This window comes from Paramixta manurensis (genome assembly GCF_013285385.1).
In the GTDB taxonomy this organism is placed as follows: domain Bacteria; phylum Pseudomonadota; class Gammaproteobacteria; order Enterobacterales; family Enterobacteriaceae; genus Paramixta; species Paramixta manurensis.
Map to the genome: position 1 here is coordinate 3,587,159 of NZ_CP054212.1, position 17,409 is coordinate 3,604,567.

Sequence of the window (17,409 nt, forward strand, 5' to 3'; positions counted from 1 at the left end):
AATTAAACCTCTTGTGACAGACGCGCCGCCAGCACGCCGTCAAGGTCCTGATGAATTTCTCGCAGCAGCGAATCCGTGGTTTCCCAATTGATACAGGCATCGGTAACGGAAACGCCGTAACGCATTTGACTGCGCGGCTGCTCAGAAGACTGATTGCCTTCGTGAATATTACTTTCCAGCATCAGGCCAATGATAGAACGGTTGCCATCTTTGATCTGCGCAACGGCAGATTCGGCAACGCCAGACTGGCGACGAAAGTCTTTATTTGAATTGCCATGGCTGCAATCTATCATCAGCGACGGACGGAGTCCCGCTTCTAGCATCGCTTTTTCGCATTGGGCCACATCTTCCGGCCCATAATTAGGCTGTTTGCCGCCGCGTAAAATAACGTGGCCGTCAGGATTCCCCTGCGTTTGCAACAAACAGACCTGCCCTGCCTGGTTAATCCCCACAAAACGGTGCGGCATTGCGGCAGCGCGCATCGCATTGATTGCGGTACCGAGGCTACCGTCAGTGCCGTTTTTAAAGCCAACCGGCATGGACAGACCAGAAGCCATTTCGCGATGCGTTTGCGATTCGGTCGTTCGCGCGCCAATTGCCGACCAGCTAAAAAGATCGCCAAGATATTGCGGACTGTTCGGATCTAACGCTTCGGTCGCCAAAGGCAGACCCATTTCAACCAGGCTTACCAGCAACTGACGCGCAATATGTAAACCGGTCTCCATATCAAATGAGTTATCCATATAGGGATCGTTGATCAACCCTTTCCAACCGACAGTGGTACGGGGTTTCTCAAAATAGACACGCATGACGATATACAGCTGATCCTTCAACTGTTCAGAGAGATCTTTCAGACGACGCGCATAATCCAAAGCAGCTTCGGTATCGTGAATCGAACAAGGGCCACATACCACTAACAGGCGATGATCGCGACCAGCAAGAATATTGGAAATTGTCTGCCGGGAAGCGGCAATCTGTTCTTCCAGCCGGGCGTTGAGCGGGAACTTTTTCTTCAGTTCCTCCGGTGTTATCAGAATTTGTTCGTCAGCGATATGGATATTATTCAGCGCGTCTTTTTGCATGGTTTCGATCCCTTTACTCATCTATGCGTTCGTCAGATCCTCAGAGAGGTGAAGGGTACTTTATCATATGACGTAAAGTATGCAATCCAGAGATGTACAGTTTTTTTACCACATTAAAATTACGTATAAATAGTTAAAATAAAAAACGTTTAATATTATTAAGTTAAATAAAAAACCATGCAATAGCACGCCCATAAATAGTGTAAATAATACTTTACAGCATTGGAGATTTCTTCTTTTCTTGCACCATCAAGATTGGGTTCACCGGCATAAAAAAGGGCTGACCTAATGGCCAGCCCCTGTTTCATATTAACTTTTGGATGCAGCGTTAGCTGTATCTTAGTTAAGGCGTTCTTTAATACGAGCCGCCTTACCAGTACGCTCACGCAGGTAGTACAGTTTGGCTTTACGCACAGCGCCACGACGTTTGACAGTAATGCTGTCGATAACCGGTGAGTGAGTCTGGAATACACGCTCAACACCTTCGCCGTTGGAAATCTTACGAACAGTGAATGCAGAGTGCAGACCGCGGTTACGAATAGCGATAACCACGCCCTCGAATGCCTGCAGACGTTTTTTAGAACCTTCAACGACCCATACTTTCACTTCCACGGAATCACCCGGACGGAAGGACGGTACGTCCTGTTTCATCTGCTCTTGTTCAATTTGCTTGATAATGTTGCTCATAATTAAATCTCTTATCCTGGGTAAACTGATATTTAAGGAAGGCTAACCTTCCGCATCATCGTTCTGTTGTCGGGCGAATTCTGTTTTGAATTCGGCGAGCAACTTTGCTTGCTCTTCAGTCAGAGCCAGGTTTTCCAGAAGTTCAGGTCTTCTAAGCCAGGTACGGCCCAACGACTGTTTCAAACGCCAACGGCGAATTTCAGCGTGGTTACCCGACAATAATACCGCCGGTACCTCTACGCCTTCCAACACTTCAGGTCGGGTATAGTGCGGACAATCCAGCAACCCGTCAGAAAACGAATCTTCCTCCGCCGACGCCTGTTTCCCCAGCACTCCCGGTATCAACCGCGAGACCGAATCAATCAGCGTCATTGCCGGCAGTTCCCCACCGCTGAGTACGTAATCACCAATCGACCATTCTTCATCGATTTCAGCGTTAATCACGCGCTCATCAATCCCTTCATAACGCCCGCAAACCAGAATCAACTTCTGCTGCGACGCCAATTCGCAAACGCCATCTTGGTCAAGCTTGCGCCCCTGAGGTGAAAGATAAATCACCTTAGCGCCATCACCCGCCGCTGCTTTTGCTGCGTGGATGGCATCCCGTAAGGGTTGCACCATCATTAGCATTCCCGGTCCGCCGCCGTAAGGACGATCATCCACGGTACGGTGCCGGTCATGAGTAAAGTCACGCGGACTCCAACTCTGAATGCTGAGCAGGCCATTTTTTACTGCCCGGCCAGTTACCCCGTAATCGGTAATAGCACGAAACATCTCTGGAAACAGGCTAATAACACCAATCCACATAGCATGTTCCGCTGTAGTACCGTTTTGTCCGGGGGTCAAAAACCAGGATCCCAATCTACTTCGATCGTGCCAGTAGTGAGATCGACATTCTTGATAACCTGTTCATCAAGAAACGGAATTAACCGCTCCTTCACACCGAATGCATCTTTCAGGTTTGCCTTCACGACCAGAACGTCGTTCGAACCGGTTTCCATCAACTCAGTGACTTTACCCAGTTCGTAGCCTTTAGTTGTGACCACCTGGCAACCGATAAGGTCTTTCCAGTAATAGTCACCCGTTTCCAGCTCCGGCAACTGCTCCGAATCTACGATAATTTCGCAATTAGTCAGTAGCGTCGCAGCATCACGATCGTCAATGCCTTTCACTTTGATGATCATGTCCTGATTATGGCGCTTCCAGCCTTCCAGCTCGATATGCTGCCATTGACCCGCACGCTGGATAAACCAGGGCTGATAGTCAAATATACTTTCGGCGTCTTCGGTGGAGGAAAACACTTTGAGCCAACCACGGATACCGTAGGCCGACCCCATCTTGCCCATAATCACAGGTTTAACGGGAGGCTGTGCGGCGAGTTGCTTGCTCATGGTAACCACCGTGACAGATTAAGCTGCTTTTTTTGCTTCTTTGATCAGCGCGTTAACGCGATCGGAAAGCGTAGCGCCCTGGCCAACCCAGTGCTCAATACGGTCCAGATCCAGACGCAGTGCTTCAGCCTGACCAGATGCGATCGGGTTGAAGAAACCAACGCGCTCGATGAAGCGACCGTTGCGAGCATTACGGCTGTCAGTAACGACTACCTGATAAAACGGACGCTTTTTAGCGCCGTGACGTGCCAAACGAATTGTTACCATAACATCCTCTTGAGTTAATAAAACAACCGGGCCCCATCGAGGAACGGGGCCCGGGTGCAATATAAAAAGCCCGAAAATTTTACTCATTTTGGCGCAAAAAGCAATCTAAAGCTGAGTAGCCTTTCGGGCGCTTCTGTTTTTTAACACTTAACGGCCGGGGAAACCGGGCGGCATCATTCCTTTCATGCCACGCATCATCTTCGCCATCCCGCCTTTTTTCATCTTCTTCATCATCCGCTGCATATCATCAAACTGCTTCAGCAAACGGTTCACATCTTGTACCTGCATACCGGAGCCAGTGGCGATACGACGTTTACGCGAGCCTTTAATGATTTCAGGTTTTTCACGCTCTTTGCGTGTCATAGAGTTGATCATCGCCTCCATGCGCACCAACACCTTATCATCCATCTGCGATTTGACGTTGTCTGGCAATTGCCCCATCCCGGGTAACTTACCCATCAGGCTCGCCATGCCGCCCATGTTACGCATCTGCTTCAGTTGCTCAAGGAAGTCATTAAGGTCAAAACCATCGCCCTTCTTCAGCTTGCTGGCAAGCTTTTCCGCCTGTGCGCGGTCAACCTTACTTTCGATATCCTCAATCAGCGACAGCACATCGCCCATGCCGAGAATACGCGAAGCGATACGATCCGGGTAAAACGGCTCCAGCGCATCGGTTTTTTCGCCTACACCCATAAACTTGATTGGCTTACCGGTGATCTGGCGAATCGACAATGCCGCACCGCCGCGCGCATCGCCATCCACTTTGGTTAAGATCACCCCGGTCAGCGGCAACGCTTCGTTAAACGCTTTTGCAGTGTTTGCGGCATCCTGGCCGGTCATCGCATCCACGACAAACAGGGTTTCCACTGGCTTAATCGCCGCATGGACCTGTTTGATCTCATCCATCATCGCTTCGTCGACATGCAAACGACCGGCGGTATCCACCAGCAGCACATCGTAGAATTTTAATTTGGCCTGTGAGAGCGCGTTATTAACGATCTCCACCGGCTTCTGGCTTAAATCCGAAGGACAGAAATCAACGCCAACCTGCTCCGCCAGCGTTTCCAACTGCTTAATGGCTGCCGGACGATAAACGTCGGCAGACACCACCAGCACTTTCTTTTTATGCTTCTCAGCCAGGAATTTACCCAGCTTACCCACGCTGGTGGTTTTACCGGCCCCTTGCAAACCCGCCATCAAGACCACCGCAGGCGGCTGTGCGGCGAGGTTCAGAGTATTATTTTCATCCCCCATCGCCGCAACCAGTTCGTTCTTAACAATCTTGACGAACTCCTGCCCCGGCGTCAGGCTTTTATTAACCTCATGCCCGACCGCACGCTCTTTAACCCGGTTGATAAAATCACGCACTACCGGCAGCGCCACATCAGCTTCCAGCAACGCCATACGCACTTCACGCAGCGTGTCTTTGATATTGTCTTCGGTCAGCCTTCCGCGGCCACTAATATTGCGCAGGGTTTGCGACAATCGATCGGTTAAATTATCAAACATCGTCTCTCGCTCAGGATATAAGAGAAGCCGCCTTCGGCCGGACGGCACAATTAGGCGGATTATAACACGAAGCGTCGACGATCTCTGCAATCGACGTTGAGAACGTTTGGAGCAATCTGTTGCTGGCGCTATACTGCTTTTTTCCTTATCCGGCCGATACCTGACACCTTTATGTCTGTTTTTGCGATAGTGGCGCTACTTGCCTATTCACTCAGCCTTGCCCTGATCATCCCTGGCCTGTTACGTAAAAACAGCGCCTGGCGTCGTCTGGCGGTACTCTCCGCTTTTGTGGCGTTAGTGGCGCATGGCGTCGCGCTGGAGCAGCGCATCTTTTCCGGCGACAACGGGCAAAACTTAAGCCTGTTGAATATTGGTTCGCTGGTGAGTTTGCTGATTTGTACCATTATGACTATTGTCGCCTCACGCAATCGTGGCTGGTTATTACTTCCCATTGTCTACAGCTTTGCGTTAATTAATCTCGCCTTTGCTACCTTTGTGCCGAATGCGTTTATCACACATCTGGAAACCACGCCGGGTATGATGATCCATATCGGTTTGGCGCTGTTCGCCTATGCCACGCTGATTATCGCTGCGCTTTACGCATTACAATTGGCATGGATTGATTATCAACTAAAAAATAAGAAGCTGGCATTTAGCCAGGATATGCCGCCGCTGATGAGCATTGAGCGCAAAATGTTCCACATTACGCAAGTTGGCGTGGTGCTTCTGACGCTGGTGCTATGCACCGGCCTGTTTTATATGAAAAATTTGTTCAGCGCCGAGAATGTGGATAAAGCCATTTTGTCCATTCTTGCCTGGTTTGTGTATATCGTTCTGCTCTGGGGTCACTATCATGAAGGGTGGCGTGGTCGGCGCGTAGTGTGGTTTAACTGCGGCGGCGCATTGCTGTTAACCATGGCCTATTTCGGTAGCCGCGTGTTACAGCACCTTCTCACTCACTGATTAATTACCACAAGGACTTCGCGTTGGAACATGTTTCAACCTCGACACTGATTATTACTCTGGTTGTCATGATTTTGGTTTCCGCCTATTTTTCTGGCTCAGAGACCGGCATGATGACGCTTAACCGCTACAAACTGCGCCATCGCGCTAAAAACGGCCACCGTGGCGCCCGTCGCGTTGAGAAATTGTTGCGCCGTCCTGATTTGCTAATAAGCCTGGTGTTGATTGGCAACAACCTGGTGAACATCCTTGCTTCCGCGCTGGCGACCATTGTCGGTATGCGGTTATACGGTGACGCTGGCGTCGCTATCGCGACCGGGGTTTTGACCTTTGCCGTGTTAATCTTCGCCGAAGTTCTGCCGAAAACGTTTGCCGCGTTGTACCCGGAAAAAGTGGCCTATCCCAGCAGCGTGCTACTCGGTCCGCTGAAAATCATCATGATGCCGCTGGTATGGCTGATGAATACCATTACTCATCTTTTGATGCGCATGGTGGGGATCAAGACCGACAGCGCAATGAGCGCCGCGCTGAGCAAAGAAGAGTTGCGGACCATTGTCTATGAGTCGCGTTCACTCATTTCACGCCGTAACCAAGATATGTTGCTCTCAGTGCTCGATCTGGAAAAGGTCAATGTGGATGACATTATGGTGCCGCGTAATGAAGTGGTTGGCATCAACATCAATGATGAATGGAAATCGATCGCCCGGCAGCTTTCCCACTCCCCTCACGGCCGCATTGTCCTATATCGTGATTCGCTTGATGATGCGGTGGGGATGCTGCGCGTACGCGAAGCCTGGCGCATGATGACCGAAAAGAAAGAGTTTACTAAAGAGAACTTATTGCGTGCCGCCGACGAGATTTACTACGTTCCGGAAGGGACACCGCTCAATGTGCAATTGGTCAAATTCCAGCGCAACAAAAAGAAAGTCGGCCTGGTGGTTGATGAGTATGGTGACATCAAAGGGTTGGTCACCATCGAAGATATTCTGGAGGAGATTGTCGGTGACTTCACCACTTCCATGTCACCGTCGCTGGCGGAAGAGGTAATGCCGCAAAATGATGGCTCGGTGTTGATCGAAGGCAGTGCTAATGTGCGTGAGATAAATAAAGCGTTTAATTGGCACCTGCCGGAAGAGGAAGCCCGAACCATTAACGGAATGCTGTTAGAAGTACTGGAAGAGATTCCACAGGCGGGTACACGCGTGCACATTAACCACTATGATATTGATATTTTGGATGTGCAGGACAACATGGTGAAGCAGATTAAGATTACGCCGCAAAAATCGATAAAAGAGTCGGTTGGCCGTTAACCATCAACATGGCAGGTGCCGGGTTGCCCCGGCACACCAGACTAGATATGTAACTCTTGCAACTTCTCTTTCGGCAATGCTAACTCATCGTTGTGGTTCACGCGGACATCGCTTTCAATAATGTGACGCGCGATATCTTGCGCTTCGTCCAGCGAATGCATCTCAAAAGTCCCGCACTGATACTCATTCAGCTCAGGGATTTTACGCTGATCGGTGACTTTCAGCACATCGCCCATTGCGGCCTTCCACGCTGTCGCCACACGCTGCTCATCAGGCGTACCAATCAGGCTCATATAGAAACCCGTCCGGCAGCCCATCGGCGAAATATCGATGATTTCAATCCCATCGCCATTTAGATGATTACGCATGAAACCGGCAAAGAGATGTTCCAGGGTGTGAATGCCACGCTCAGGCATCACTTCTTTGTTCGGCACGCAAAAGCGTAGATCAAACACGGTGATCGGATCGCCATGAGGAGTGTGCATGGTTTTAGCTACACGTACCGCGGGAGCGGCCATGCGAGTATGATCGACAGTAAAACTATCCAGCAGTGGCATATTGTCACCTCCTGTTTTGAGAAATTTTTTTAGAACGATGAAACTTTTCTGTTCGCCGTGCGTCTGAGTATATGAAAGACGCGCATTTGTTATCATCATCCCTGACAACAGAGATGTTTATTTCGGCCACAGCGATGTGGCCTTTTTCTTTTCTAGCCCGCCTTCGCGGCGAGGAATGCTTCAAAAGTCAGCGTATCACTCTGCTCAATATCGCGCTGCGCATCGCGTGAACGCAAGGCTTCTTGTGTGAATGCCTCTTCTGACAGCACTTCTAACGGCTCTTCAGACAACATATGGCGATATTGCTCCGCCAACGCCATGCCGGTGCCGCCAATACCGTCAGCCATCATCGCTTGCAGAATACGCGCCGAATAGGTGAGTTCCGGATCGTCAAAACTGGCGACCAACCGATCGCACACATCCTGATAATGGCGCTCACCTTCGTTACTATCCAGCGCCTCAGCAACCCGTTGTAGATCGGCAAACAACGCTTTCCCCACTTCCGCCATTGGCGCCAGGTTATCTTCGCATCCCATACCAAGCATCAGGCCCGGTTTACGACCTTCGAGAATAACGCGATTCCAGTTTTTACGGGTACATTGTAATTCAGCGCTACTCATTTCAGGCGCATCAGCCAGCGTACACCAAATCAGGAAAAGATCGAGGAAGCGAACCTGATTCGCATCAACGCCTATCGGCGAGAATGGATTAATATCCAGCGACCGCACTTCAATATACTCGATGCCGCCGCGCAGAAGCGCATCAGACGGCGCTTCGCCAGAACGCGTGACGCGTTTTGGTCGAATCGGCGCATACAGCTCATTCTCAATCTGTAACACATTGGTGTTCAATTGTAGCCAGTGTCCCTGACTATCTTTGATGCCCAAAGCGGCAAACTCTTCTGAAGGCGTCTTAATCGCCTTTTTCAAGGCATCAACGTAGGCCGCCAATGAATTGAAGGTAATGCCGAGGTTACTTTGTGACTTATTGGTATAGCCCAGGTCGCTTAAGCGTAAGGAAGTGGCATAAGGCAAATACAGCATCCCCGCTTCGGTACGTTCAAACGGTAACACGCTTTCTTTACCTTGCAGGAAAGAGGAACAAATCGCAGGCGAAGCGCCAAACAGATAAGGAATGATCCAGCCAAAGCGATAGTAGTTACGGATCAGACGCAGGTAACCTGCCGAAATCTCCGCTTTACCGCTCTCCTGATCCTTAATCCCCGCCCACTCTTGCCAGAAGGAGAGCGGTAGCGAGAAATTATAGTGCACGCCAGAAATGGTTTGCATCAACGCGCCATAGCGATTTTTTAGCCCTTCGCGATACAGCGTTTTCATACGACCAATATTTGAGTCGCCGTACTGCGCCAGCTCTATCTCTTCATGGTTTTTGATGATGCAAGGCATACTGAACGGCCACATCCGCTCTTCGCCAAGGTCGCGCGCAACGTGGCGATGAATATCTCGTAAGAAAGCCAGCAGGTGATCAATATCGTGATCGACAGGCGTAATGAACTCCAGCAGCGCTTCGGCAAAATCGGTCGTGATCCAGCTATGTGTTAACGCAGAACCTAGCGATTGAGGGTGGCCGGTTGTCGCCAAATGGCCGTCCGGCTCAATGCGTAAGGTTTCACGTTCAATACCACGGCCAATGCCTTTTAGCGCATGAGGATGGGCTTCCAGCCAAGAAAGCGCCTGAGATACATCCGGGATCAAATTGACCTCCCGCTCTAAGAATAATTTATTTTTGTTCAGCATAATGTTAACCGTAGCTTTGAATCTGTGCGAATCAATGCCACCACTCCATGCCCTGTAAGGTTGCAATCGCAACCACGATATAGCGCAACGTTTTGCCAACCGCCAAAAACAGTACCACCGGCAGCCACGAAAAACGTAGCCAGCCGGCAATCACACACAGCAGATCGCCGATCACCGGTAACCAACTGAAAAGCAGCGCCGCCGGGCCAAAACGCTGTAACCACGCTACTGCCGTATGGTGCCATCGCCCCTGAGGTCGAGATGGCAGCAAGCGGCCCAGAATAATATTGGTCAATCCACCCAGTGTATTCGCTACCGCTGCGACAAAAATTAACCCTACCGTCGATGACTTACCGGCCAGCATTAACGCGACCAGTAACACTTCTGAACTACCAGGAAGTAAGGTGGCGCTGAGAAAACTGCTGGCGGCCAGCGAGCCATATGCCAGCATCTCACTCACAGCAAGCGCACATCCACCGCATCCATACCAGCACGTTTCGCTGCCTGCATACCAAAATCAGCGTCTTCAAACACCACGCAGCGAGCAGGCGCTACGCCCAACAGCGCGGCACAGCGTAAAAAAGTATCTGGCTCGGGTTTATGGCGTTCAACATCATCGGCGCCGACAATCACGTCGAAATAATCGCGTAAGCCTAAATGACGCAATAATGTCTCTGCCATTTGGTGTTCACTACCGGTTCCCACCGCCATGGGTTTACGGCCATGATACGCTTTGACCACCTCAATCAGCGGCAACGGACGAACACTATCTAGCAACAGGGTTTTTGCCAGCGCGGTTTTCTCTTCCGCGAGTTGATAAGGATCGTGGCTGGCTTGGTGACTGTCGATAATCGCCTGGGCAACTCTCCAAGTTGGCGAGCCATTCAGCCCTACCATGGTTTTCTCGTCAAACGCCATCCCATAGCGCGCCAGGACCTGATGCCAGGCTTTTCGATGCGTCGGCTCAGTATCCAGAATTGTGCCGTCCATATCGAAAATCAGGCCATCATAACGATCGTACATTGCTTCTCCGGGCATAGAACAAACCAGCCCATACTTTATCGCAAAGCGTCCGGATTGTCGCCGTTAGAGATGAACAGCAAATGCTTTGAAAGCATTAGTATTTCAGGAAAGCAGAAATGACAGAGAGTTTTAGCAGGAAGTTGTTTGGGGAAAAAGAAGAAATGGTGCATCCGGGAGGATTATTCCGCTACGCGTCACCCTATGGGCCGTTGCTCAAGCAACGTTATCCTCCCTGGTGCGGGCTGCCAGATTGCTGCCTGACCAGACCGGGACTTACACGGTTATCTCAACATGAAATGGTGCATCCGGGAGGATTCGAACCTCCGACCGCTCGGTTCGTAGCCGAGTACTCTATCCAGCTGAGCTACGGATGCATCGGAAAGACTATGTTGCCTGAAAGAAAGCAATGTGACTTCTGAGGAACTAAAAAAGAAGGTATCTACCGGAGAGAAACCGCCATCTCAACATGAAATGGTGCATCCGGGAGGATTCGAACCTCCGACCGCTCGGTTCGTAGCCGAGTACTCTATCCAGCTGAGCTACGGATGCATAACAACTTCTTGTTTCACTTACCTTTAACCATTCGCCATCTCGCCAAGAAATGGTGCATCCGGGAGGATTATTCCGCTACGCGTCACCCTTACGGGCCGTTGCTAAAGCAACGTTATCCTCCCTGGTGCTGGCTGCCAGATTACTGCCTGACCAGACCGGGACTACACTATTATCTCATCATAAAATGGTGCATCCGGGAGGATTCGAACCTCCGACCGCTCGGTTCGTAGCCGAGTACTCTATCCAGCTGAGCTACGGATGCAAAATGGCGGTGAGGCGGGGATTCGAACCCCGGATGCAGCTTTTGACCGCATACTCCCTTAGCAGGGGAGCGCCTTCAGCCTCTCGGCCACCTCACCACACGCGTTCTTGCGAACTGTGCTTTTGAACTTTGTTTCCGCTCATCGGCACTGCGTGGCGCACATATTACTTTCCCGGACTTATAAGTCAAACAATTTTTCCCGGCTAATGATCGTTTGAACAAATCCCATTCAATCCGCGTATTTTCGAGACAAAAAGAGTGATTTATCAACAGCCATAAGCGGTTGCATTTCACAAAAAAGGGAAAAAATCGAAATAGAGAATAAAACAAACTGGCGGGAGGAAACCGGTAGCGCCTCGCTAAACATAGCAAGGCGCTGTATCCGTTAGTAACTCGTTTGCTGAGACTTTTCGGCCTGAATACGCTGATAGATCTCTTCGCGATGAACCGAAACTTCTTTAGGGGCGTTCACACCAATGCGAACCTGGTTACCTTTAACTCCCAGCACCGTTACAGTCACCTCATCGCCAATCATGAGGGTTTCACCAACTCGACGAGTTAGAATAAGCATTCTTTGCTCCTTGAAAGATTAAAAGAGTCGGGTCTGTCGGTTCCCGGCATTATCCATCATATAACGCGAAATGTAGGTGATGACAATGACATCAAAACATATCACCATGCCAATACATTCTGCTGATAGTTAGTTTAGCCGAAATACACCACACCAACCTGACTTTATGATTACAGGGCGTGCATTGTGCTAAAAAGCGCCAAGGTATCTGCTCCGTGGCGCTGTTCCAATGCATTTTTATTCATTACAGTTTAGCGGCGACCCATGACTCGACGCTAAGCAACGCGCCAGGCAATGCCTGTGCATCGGTACCTCCCGCCTGCGCCATATCCGGGCGTCCACCACCTTTACCGCCGACCTGCTGCGCGATTGCGCCAACCAGCTCACCCGCTTTCACACGGTCGGTAAGATCTTTTGTCACCCCAGCAATCAGGGACACTTTGCCTTCCGTAACCGTTGCCAGCACGATAATCGCCGATCCTAATTGATTCTTCAGATCGTCAACCATTGTACGTAACAACTTAGGCTCGACATTACTCAGTTCGCTAACCAACAGTTTTGCACCCTTCACATCAATAGCTTTACTGCTAAGCGATGCGCTCTCATGCGCGGCCTGTCGATCTTTGAGCTGTTGCAACTCTTTTTCCAGTACGCGTGCGTGCTCAAGCACTGAACGTACTTTTTCATTTAAATTGCTATTGTTGGCTTTCACCAACTGAGCAATATCCAGTAATTGTTCGCTTTGGGCATGAACCTGAGCCAACGCGCCTTCGCCGGTGACCGCCTCAATACGACGTACGCCCGCCGCGGTTCCTGACTCAGAAATAATACGGAACAGGCCAATATCTCCCGTACGACTTGCGTGGGTGCCGCCACAGAGTTCGGTAGAAAAATCCCCCATACTCAGCACGCGAACATGCTCATCATATTTCTCGCCAAACAGCGCCATCGCCCCTTTCGCTTTTGCCGCTTCCAGCTCCATGATGTTGGTTTCAATCGGCAAATTACGGCGAACCTGCGCATTGACAATATCTTCTACCCGGCGGATTTCCTCCGGTTTCATCGCTTCAAAATGCGAGAAATCAAAGCGCAGGTATTTGTCATTAACCAGAGAACCTTTTTGCGCCACGTGCTCGCCCAATACCTGACGCAGCGCCGCGTGCAATAGATGGGTCGCCGAGTGATTGAGACGAATGCGCGCACGGCGGGCTTCATCAACCTGCGCATCCAGGCGATCGCCAACCCGTAAATGACCGGACAACAGTTGCCCAATATGACCAATTGCCTGGCCATATTTTTGTGTATCTTTGACGGCAAACTCGGCGTTACCGCCATGCAGCACACCGCTATCCCCTACCTGACCGCCCGACTCGCCGTAGAAAGGTGTTTCATCTAACACGATAACGCCTTCTTGCCCGGCTGAAATCTCTTCTGCTGGCTGTCCGTTAACGTAAATCGCCGTCACGGCGGATTTCAACGCCAAGTGGTCATAACCTTTAAACGCAGAAGCGGCATCAATACGAATAACGTTGTTGTAATCCGTGCCAAACCCACTCGATTCACGGGCACGTTGGCGCTGCGACTCCATCGCTTTTTCAAAACCGGCTTCATCAATTTTTAAATTGCGTTCGCGGCACACATCAGCGGTGAGGTCAGCCGGGAAACCAAAAGTGTCATACAGGCGGAAAACCGTTTCACCATCCAGCGTATCGCCCTGCAGATTAGCTAACTCTTCATCCAGTAGCGCCAATCCGCGTTCCAGCGTTTTTGCGAACTGTTCTTCTTCGGTTTTGAGCACCTGCTCAACCTGTGATTGCTGGCGTTGCAAATCACTTCCCGCCGCGCCCATGACGCTAATTAACGGCGCAACCAGCTTGTAGAAGAAGCTCCCCTTCGCACCCAACATATTGCCATGACGAACCGCGCGGCGAATGATGCGGCGTAAAACATAACCGCGGTTTTCATTCGAAGGGATCACGCCATCGGCAATCAGAAACGCGCAAGAGCGAATATGATCGGCAATAACACGCAATGATTTATTTGCCAGATCGTGAGTACCAGTGACATCCGCGACCGCTTTGATCAAGGTCTGGAACAGGTCAATTTCATAGTTGGAGTTAACATGTTGCAGTACTGCAGTGATACGCTCCAGCCCCATCCCAGTGTCAACCGACGGTTTCGGCAACGGTAACATGGTGCCATCAGCCTGACGGTTGAACTGCATAAATACGATATTCCAGATCTCAATGTAGCGATCGCCATCCTCTTCCGGACTGCCCGGAGGGCCGCCCCAAATGTGATCGCCATGATCAAAGAAAATCTCGGTACACGGACCACAAGGGCCAGTATCACCCATTTGCCAGAAGTTATCTGAAGCGTAAGCGCTGCCTTTGTTATCTCCGATGCGGATGATTCGTTCACGCGGTACGCCAATCTCATTGGCCCAAATGTCGAACGCCTCATCATCGGTTTCATAAACCGTTACCCACAGGCGCTCTTTTGGCAGATTAAACCACTGCTCGCCGGTTAACAGTTCCCAGGCATAGGCAATGGCTTCGGTTTTAAAGTAATCGCCAAAGCTAAAGTTGCCCAGCATTTCAAAGAAGGTGTGGTGACGCGCGGTATAGCCGACGTTTTCCAAATCATTATGCTTGCCGCCAGCGCGTACACAGCGCTGCGAAGTGGTCGCACGCGAGTAGTTGCGCTTATCCTGACCGAGGAAAACGTCTTTAAATTGGTTCATCCCGGCGTTGGTAAACAGCAACGTCGGATCGTTATTCGGTACGAGGGAGCTGCTGGCTACAACCTGATGTCCCTTGCTATGGAAAAAGTCGAGAAACGCTTGACGGATCTCAGCAGTGCTCTTGCTCATAAATATCCTGGTATCACGCTAACGAACGTCCCGTATACTTAACTCAGCGCGGGTATCCCTGGCCGCCAACTGGGGGTATACGAACAAAAAGTTGGAATAAGATAAATTTTCTTCAAGGGGAAGTAAAATCCCATTGGCAGTCAATTGTCATAATTTCGAAAAATCGACTGGATATCTTCCATAAAGAAACCTTTCGATAACAAATAGCGCTGCACTTTGGCTTTTTCCTTCCATTCTGTCGGTAAGGGCAAACCGAACTTGCGTTCCGCAACGGCAAACGCCTGTTCAGCCCAATCCGTTTCAGCAGCGTCCAATGCGGCTTCAATCATTTCGCGCCCGATCCCTTTTTGCCCCAACTCCATACGGATACGTTGTGGTCCATAGCCTTTACGACCACGTCCAACCACAAAACGTTCAGCAAAACGTACATCATCCAGCCAACCATGCTCATGACACCAAGCCACAACCCGTTCGATTTCTTCTGGCGCAATGACTTCAGGCTCTTCGTGCCGATACGCTGCGGCACGCTCAAATGACAGCGTCAGTTTACGCCGAAACTCTGCTTCGCTATGGTCACGCATCGCAAGAATACGCGTGGCGCGATCAAGCAAGCGAGAGAAGGAAGATCGTTTATTGCTCGCGTCTGACATAACTCTCCCGGCGCTGAATACCTATAAATACCTTGGCTATAGTGATGAGGGTAACGAGAAAGCGTACAAAAGACAAAAGCCCCGACAAGCAACTGCTTACCGGGGCTTCAAAAAGAAAAGTGTTACGATACGTAATTAAAAGTCTTCTTGCGTCTCGCTGGCCGCGACTTCATTCTCGTCAACCGAGAAATCAGCCCCTTCGGTCGGGTTATTGAGCAACATATCGCGCAGTTTGCTTTCAAGCTCGTTGGCAATCGCCGCATTCTCTTTCAGGTAATTACCGGCATTCGCTTTACCCTGCCCAATTTTATCGCCGTTATAGCTATACCAGGCGCCCGCTTTCTCAATCAGCTTATGCTTCACGCCCAAGTCTACCAGCTCACCATAGACGTTAATGCCTTCACCATACATGATCTGGAATTCAGCTTGCTTAAACGGCGCGGCTACTTTGTTTTTCACCACTTTGACACGCGTTTCACTGCCCACCACGTTGTCGCCTTCTTTAATCGCGCCAATACGACGGATATCCAGGCGAACCGACGCATAGAACTTCAGCGCATTACCACCGGTGGTCGTTTCCGGGTTGCCAAACATTACGCCAATCTTCATACGAATTTGGTTAATGAAAATCAGCAGCGTATTAGATTGTTTCAGGTTACCCGCCAGTTTACGCATCGCCTGGCTCATCATACGTGCCGCCAGGCCCATGTGCGAATCACCGATTTCGCCTTCAATTTCCGCTTTTGGCGTCAGCGCCGCTACGGAGTCGACAATAATGACATCCACCGCGCCGGAACGCGCCAGCGCATCACAAATCTCTAGCGCTTGCTCACCGGTATCCGGCTGTGAACACAGCAGATTATCAATATCTACGCCCAGTTTTTTCGCATAGACCGGATCCAGCGCATGCTCAGCATCAATAAACGCACAAGTTTTCCCCTTGCGCTGCGCGGCGGCAATTACCTGAAGCGTCAGCGTGGTTTTACCGGAAGACTCAGGACCATAAATTTCGACGATACGCCCCATCGGCAACCCGCCGGCGCCTAGCGCGATATCCAGCGAAAGCGAACCGGTTGAAATGGTTTCAACATCCATCGAACGGTCTTCGCCCAGGCGCATGATGGAGCCTTTGCCAAATTGCTTCTCAATCTGCCCCAGCGCCGCAGCCAAAGCTTTCTGTTTATTTTCGTCAATAGCCATTTCCACTCCTAATCATGCAGGGTAAAGCACGCCAGAGGCCGCTTTGCTGTAATACCGAATGACAGTGATTATACTGTATGGTCATACAGTATCAAGTTTATTTTTTGAGAAAATCATCGCGTAACGTTGTCAGCGCATAAACCGTTGCCTGACGGCGTACCGCTTCACGATCGCCGACAAAATGCCGCCGCTGCGCCAGCCGTTGCCCGCGCGCGCTGACAAAACCAAACCACACGGTTCCTACCGGTTTCTCTTCTGAGCCGCCATCCGGCCCGGCGATGCCACTGACTGAGAGAGCAAAATCCGCGCCGGCGGCCTGTAACGCCCCGGCCGCCATTTCAGTGACCACTTGCTCGCTCACCGCTCCCCACTGCTCCAACGTCGCGGCCTGCACGCCAACCAGGCGCTGTTTCGCGTCATTACTATAGGTAATGAACGCACAGTCAAACCAAGCGGAGCTGCCAGCAACATCAGTGATGGTTTTCGCGATCCAGCCACCGGTACAAGACTCCGCCGTGGTCACTCTGGCGCTCTGCTGCCGCAATAATGCGCCAACTTCGGCGCCCAGCCTCGTCAATTGATCATCAGTCATAGCTTGTTCCTTACGGCATTGTGACTTATGCAACGGTAACAATAAATGCGTGCTAAAGCGTAGCCTTTTTCGGCGCTACGCGGCGAGAAATCGCGCTTTTGCGACAAAGCTTCCGCCACTCAGGAAACCATGAAGAAAATAGACAGGGCATGCTCCCGACGTCA

17 protein-coding genes and 4 tRNA genes are annotated in these 17,409 nt (G+C 50.7%); 2 read left to right on the plus strand and 19 right to left on the minus strand.

What is annotated here, in order from left to right:
• Positions 1-2: 2 nt before the first annotated feature.
• The 6 genes from PMPD1_RS17325 to ffh all read right to left on the minus strand — a co-directional run bounded on the left by PMPD1_RS17325 (position 3) and on the right by ffh (position 4,936).
• Positions 3-1,082, minus strand: a complete 1,080-nt coding sequence (locus PMPD1_RS17325) for a 3-deoxy-7-phosphoheptulonate synthase (RefSeq protein ID WP_173636268.1) — start codon at positions 1,080-1,082, stop codon at positions 3-5.
• A 339-nt stretch (positions 1,083-1,421) separates the two neighbouring features.
• Positions 1,422-1,769: a 50S ribosomal protein L19 gene (gene rplS / locus PMPD1_RS17330; protein WP_085070477.1), complete on the minus strand. Its 348-nt coding sequence runs from the start codon at positions 1,767-1,769 to the stop codon at positions 1,422-1,424.
• Between the two features lie 42 nt (positions 1,770-1,811).
• Positions 1,812-2,576: a tRNA (guanosine(37)-N1)-methyltransferase TrmD gene (gene trmD, locus PMPD1_RS17335; RefSeq protein ID WP_173635213.1), complete on the minus strand. Its 765-nt coding sequence runs from the start codon at positions 2,574-2,576 to the stop codon at positions 1,812-1,814.
• 35 nt (positions 2,577-2,611) lie between these two features.
• Positions 2,612-3,160 (minus strand): ribosome maturation factor RimM, encoded by a 549-nt coding sequence (rimM, locus tag PMPD1_RS17340; protein ID WP_173635214.1) that lies wholly within the window; start codon positions 3,158-3,160, stop codon positions 2,612-2,614.
• Between the two features lie 18 nt (positions 3,161-3,178).
• Positions 3,179-3,427: a 30S ribosomal protein S16 gene (gene rpsP / locus PMPD1_RS17345; protein ID WP_033739514.1), complete on the minus strand. Its 249-nt coding sequence runs from the start codon at positions 3,425-3,427 to the stop codon at positions 3,179-3,181.
• A 147-nt stretch (positions 3,428-3,574) separates the two neighbouring features.
• The gene (gene ffh, locus PMPD1_RS17350) at positions 3,575-4,936 is read right to left on the minus strand and encodes a signal recognition particle protein (RefSeq protein WP_173635215.1); all 1,362 of its coding nucleotides are present in this window, start codon (positions 4,934-4,936) and stop codon (positions 3,575-3,577) included.
• A 171-nt stretch (positions 4,937-5,107) separates the two neighbouring features.
• Here ffh and PMPD1_RS17355 point away from each other — a divergent pair, with 171 nt between their 5' ends.
• Positions 5,108-5,899: a cytochrome C assembly family protein gene (locus PMPD1_RS17355; RefSeq protein WP_173635216.1), complete on the plus strand. Its 792-nt coding sequence runs from the start codon at positions 5,108-5,110 to the stop codon at positions 5,897-5,899.
• A gap of 23 nt (positions 5,900-5,922) precedes the next feature.
• Positions 5,923-7,209 (plus strand): HlyC/CorC family transporter, encoded by a 1,287-nt coding sequence (locus tag PMPD1_RS17360; RefSeq protein ID WP_173635217.1) that lies wholly within the window; start codon positions 5,923-5,925, stop codon positions 7,207-7,209.
• A 41-nt stretch (positions 7,210-7,250) separates the two neighbouring features.
• On the opposite strand, the gene luxS is transcribed toward PMPD1_RS17360, so the two are convergent.
• The 13 genes from luxS to pncC all read right to left on the minus strand — a co-directional run bounded on the left by luxS (position 7,251) and on the right by pncC (position 17,245).
• Positions 7,251-7,766 carry an S-ribosylhomocysteine lyase gene (gene luxS / locus PMPD1_RS17365; RefSeq protein WP_173635218.1) on the minus strand — a complete coding sequence of 172 codons (516 nt, stop codon included), beginning with the start codon at positions 7,764-7,766 and terminating at the stop codon, positions 7,251-7,253.
• A gap of 152 nt (positions 7,767-7,918) precedes the next feature.
• Positions 7,919-9,523 (minus strand): glutamate--cysteine ligase, encoded by a 1,605-nt coding sequence (gshA, locus tag PMPD1_RS17370; RefSeq protein ID WP_173635219.1) that lies wholly within the window; start codon positions 9,521-9,523, stop codon positions 7,919-7,921.
• Positions 9,524-9,554: 31 nt separating this feature from the next.
• Positions 9,555-9,983, minus strand: a complete 429-nt coding sequence (locus tag PMPD1_RS17375; protein WP_173635220.1) for a YqaA family protein — start codon at positions 9,981-9,983, stop codon at positions 9,555-9,557.
• On the minus strand, positions 9,980-10,546 hold the full coding sequence (yqaB, locus tag PMPD1_RS17380; protein ID WP_173635221.1) for a fructose-1-phosphate/6-phosphogluconate phosphatase: 567 nt from the start codon (positions 10,544-10,546) through the stop codon (positions 9,980-9,982). The genes PMPD1_RS17375 and yqaB overlap by 4 nt, the downstream gene beginning before the upstream one ends.
• A gap of 297 nt (positions 10,547-10,843) precedes the next feature.
• Positions 10,844-10,920: transfer RNA gene (locus tag PMPD1_RS17385), tRNA-Arg, on the minus strand.
• Positions 10,921-11,018: 98 nt separating this feature from the next.
• Positions 11,019-11,095, minus strand: a tRNA-Arg gene (locus PMPD1_RS17390).
• Between the two features lie 188 nt (positions 11,096-11,283).
• Positions 11,284-11,360 (minus strand) — tRNA-Arg (locus PMPD1_RS17395).
• Between the two features lie 4 nt (positions 11,361-11,364).
• Positions 11,365-11,457: transfer RNA gene (locus PMPD1_RS17400), tRNA-Ser, on the minus strand.
• 288 nt (positions 11,458-11,745) lie between these two features.
• The gene (csrA, locus tag PMPD1_RS17405) at positions 11,746-11,931 is read right to left on the minus strand and encodes a carbon storage regulator CsrA (protein ID WP_013574027.1); all 186 of its coding nucleotides are present in this window, start codon (positions 11,929-11,931) and stop codon (positions 11,746-11,748) included.
• A gap of 244 nt (positions 11,932-12,175) precedes the next feature.
• Positions 12,176-14,803 carry an alanine--tRNA ligase gene (gene alaS / locus PMPD1_RS17410; RefSeq protein ID WP_173635222.1) on the minus strand — a complete coding sequence of 876 codons (2,628 nt, stop codon included), beginning with the start codon at positions 14,801-14,803 and terminating at the stop codon, positions 12,176-12,178.
• A 140-nt stretch (positions 14,804-14,943) separates the two neighbouring features.
• A complete protein-coding gene (locus tag PMPD1_RS17415) occupies positions 14,944-15,453 on the minus strand; it encodes a regulatory protein RecX (protein WP_173635223.1) in 510 nt (169 codons plus the stop codon).
• A gap of 135 nt (positions 15,454-15,588) precedes the next feature.
• Entirely contained in the window at positions 15,589-16,653 is a 1,065-nt protein-coding gene (gene recA / locus PMPD1_RS17420) for a recombinase RecA (RefSeq protein ID WP_173635224.1), read from the minus strand.
• 97 nt (positions 16,654-16,750) lie between these two features.
• Complete coding sequence (pncC, locus tag PMPD1_RS17425; RefSeq protein WP_173635225.1) at positions 16,751-17,245, minus strand: nicotinamide-nucleotide amidase; 495 nt, start codon at positions 17,243-17,245, stop codon at positions 16,751-16,753.
• Positions 17,246-17,409: the final 164 nt, after the last annotated feature.